This window comes from Streptomyces sp. NPDC056361, assembly GCF_042262805.1.
Lineage (GTDB): Bacteria > Actinomycetota > Actinomycetes > Streptomycetales > Streptomycetaceae > Streptomyces.
In genome coordinates this window covers 1-2,900 of record NZ_JBHJQI010000299.1, presented here as the reverse complement: position 1 = coordinate 2,900, position 2,900 = coordinate 1, and the positions used below count along the sequence as shown (strand labels likewise).

Below are 2,900 nucleotides of genomic sequence, written 5' to 3'. Positions count from 1 at the left end.
GGGCACCTTCGCGTGCGCCGGGTGCGTCAGTGCTCGACGCCGTCCTCCAGCTTCTGGCCCTTCAGCAGGAACCAGGCCGCGACCGCCGTCGCGAGGAGGACCGCGGCGCCGACGCCGGACGCGATCCGCAGGCCGTCGACGAACGCCCCCTGGGCGGCGGAGACCAGGGCCGTCGCGGTGTCCGGGGCGAGGGCGCCGGAGGCCTCGACCGCGCCGCCGAGCGACTCGTGGGCGGCCGCCGCGACGTCGGCGGGCACCCCGGCCGGGGTGGCGAAGCCCTGGTAGATCCCGGTCACGATGGAGCCGAGGACGGCGATGCCGAGGGCGGCGCCGAGCTCGTACGCCGTCTCGGAGACGGCCGAGGCGGATCCGGCCTGCTCCTTCGGGACGTTGGAGAGGATCACGTCGGCGGTGACGGTGAACGAGAAGCCGGCGCCCACGCCGACGACGAGCAGGGCGGCACCGAGCAGCGGGTAGCCGGTGTGCTGGTCGAGCGTCGTCAGGACGGCGAGGGAGAGGCCGATCGCCGCGAGGCCGCCGGCCACCACGGACCGCACGGAGTACCGGCGGGCCACGAGACCCGCGACCAGACCGGCCGTGACCGCGCCGATCGCCGCCGGGAGTTCGGCGAGACCGGCTTCGAGCGGCTGACGGCCCTGGACCAGCTGGAAGAACTGGGACAGGAAGAAGACCAGGCCGGAGAGGCCGAGGATGGTCAGCAGGTCGGCCAGGACCGCGGCGGACAGGCCGCGGTGGCGGAAGAGGCGCATGTCGAGGAGCGGCACGGGCAGGGTCAGCTGCCTGCGGACGAACCAGGTCAGGCCGGTGGCACCGGCGAGGGCCGCGACACCGGCGTCGACGGACAGGCCGTGCGAGGCCAGTTCCTTGACCGCGTAGACGACACCGATCATGCCGACGAGGGAGAGCGCGACGCTGGGCAGGTCCCAGGGGCCCGGGTGGGGGTTCTTCGACTCGGGGATCAGCTTGATGCCGACGAGGACGAGGACCGCCATGACGGGCAGGTTGATGAGGAAGACCGAGCCCCACCAGAAGTGCTCCAGGAGGAACCCGCCGACGACCGGTCCGACGGCGGCGCCGGCCGACGCCATGGCACCCCAGATGCCGATGGCGAGGCTGCGCTCGCGCGGGTCGTGGAAGAGGTTCCGGATGAGCGCCAGGGTCGACGGCATCAGGGTCGCGCCGGCGACGCCGAGGAGCGCGCGGGCCACGATCATCATCTCGGGGCTGGTCGCGTAGGCGTTCAGGACCGAGACGGCGCCGAAGGCGGTGGCGCCGATCAGCAGCAGCTTCTTGCGGCCGATGCGGTCGCCGAGGCTGCCCATGGAGACGAGGAGTCCGGCGATGACGAACGAGTAGACGTCACCGATCCACAGGAGCTGCGTGCCGGTCGGCTGCAGTTCCTCGGAGAGGAACGGGGTGGCGAGCCCGAGCACCGTGGCGTCGACCGCCACGAGCAGGACGGCCAGGACGAGCACGGAAAGGGCGAGCCACCGGCCGGGGCGGTGCACGCCCTCGATATGGCTCTTGGTGCCGATGGTGCTGGTGCTCACTTCTCCACGCTCCTGCGCGCTCCGCCGAGCAGCAGCTCGGCGATCATGTATTGGAAGTCCTTGGCGGCGACCCTGCCGTCGTGCACGGCCCAGGCGCCTGATCCGACCAGCCCGTAGAAGGCCTCGGACAGCCAGGCGGGGGTCAGGTCGATCCGGAACACGCCGTTCTCCTGGCCACGCCGGAAGAGGGCGACGATCCGGGCGTCGATGCGTTCCCAGCCCTCGTTCTGCTCGTCGCCCTCGAACAGCTGGTTCTCGGTGACCAGGAACGAGAGCAGCGGGGCGACGGGCTCCACTTCGGCGATGAGTCGCCGGACGGCCTCGTCCTCGGGTCCCTCGTCGAGCCGGGCCCGGTCGTGCGCCTGCTCCAGCTCCTCGAGTCCGAGCGCTTCGAGCGCCCGGACCAGCGCGTCCCGCCCGGCGAACTGGCGGTGCAGCGTGGCCCGGCCGATCCCTGCCGCCCGGGCGACCTCGTCCATCGTGGCGCTCCCTTTACGGGAGAGAAGGGCGGCGGCGCTGTGGAGCACGTGGTTGCGATCGACTGCCATGAGACGACCATACACCAAATGAGACATGAATGTCTCACCCCGGACGTCCTATGCTCGGCCGATGAACTCCTCCGTCACCCTGCGGGCCGCCGCGACACCGGCCCTTCCCGCCCTCGTCCTCCGCCCTTGGTCCGCGCGGGACATCCCCTCGCTCATCGAGGCGTGCCGGGATCCCCTACTGCGCCACTGGACGAGCCACCGGGTGGACGACGAGGCCGACGGGGCACGGTGGCTGGAGACCCAGCAGGCGGGCTGGGCCACCGGGGAGCGCTTCGCCTTCGCGGTCCTGGAGGAAGGACCCGGCGCGGAGGAGGGCGCCCTGGTGGGCAACACCGTCCTCAAGGGGGTCGCCCCCGGCCGCCCGGCGGCCGAGGTGGGCTACTGGACCGCCGCGCACGCGCGCGGGAAGGGCGTCGCGACGCGCGCCCTCGAAGTGCTCACGCAGTGGGCCTTCGGAACCTTCGGGCCCGGCGGCCTGGAGCGGCTCGACCTGCTGCACCAGGTCGACAACCCGGCGTCGTGCCGGGTCGCGTCGAAGAGCGGTTACGCCTTCGACCGCGTGCTGGCGGCGACGCCGCCCGCCTTCCCCCGCGACGGGCACCTGCACGTCCGGCGCGCGGGCGACTGAGGACGTCTGGACACCTGGACGCCGGGACGCCTGGGCGCCTGGGCGCCTGCGGTCGCGCGGACCGGGCCGCAGCGACCGGAACGCGCCGAGCCGCCGCCCGGAAGGGGCGGGGGGCCGGTGTTGATCGAGTCACCCTACGGCTAATCAACAACT

General features: G+C 72.7%; 3 protein-coding genes. 1 reads left to right on the top strand and 2 read right to left on the bottom strand.

The window, feature by feature from the left end; translation table 11 throughout:
- Positions 1-26: 26 nt before the first annotated feature.
- Positions 27-1,571 carry an MFS transporter gene (locus tag ACFCY7_RS40280; protein ID WP_376491053.1) on the bottom strand — a complete coding sequence of 515 codons (1,545 nt, stop codon included), beginning with the start codon at positions 1,569-1,571 and terminating at the stop codon, positions 27-29.
- A complete protein-coding gene (locus ACFCY7_RS40275; protein WP_376491052.1) occupies positions 1,568-2,119 on the bottom strand; it encodes a TetR/AcrR family transcriptional regulator in 552 nt (183 codons plus the stop codon). The genes ACFCY7_RS40280 and ACFCY7_RS40275 overlap by 4 nt, the downstream gene beginning before the upstream one ends.
- 61 nt (positions 2,120-2,180) lie before the next feature.
- On the opposite strand from ACFCY7_RS40275, the gene ACFCY7_RS40270 reads away from it, so the two are divergent.
- A complete protein-coding gene (locus tag ACFCY7_RS40270; RefSeq protein ID WP_376491051.1) occupies positions 2,181-2,747 on the top strand; it encodes a GNAT family N-acetyltransferase in 567 nt (188 codons plus the stop codon).
- Positions 2,748-2,900: the final 153 nt, after the last annotated feature.

Coding starts and splice junctions, on each gene's coding strand:
- ACFCY7_RS40275 (WP_376491052.1), bottom strand. CDS start 2,119: ATGGCAGTCGATCGCAACCACGTGCTCCACAGCGCCGCCGCCCTTCTC.
- ACFCY7_RS40270 (WP_376491051.1), top strand. CDS start 2,181: ATGAACTCCTCCGTCACCCTGCGGGCCGCCGCGACACCGGCCCTTCCC.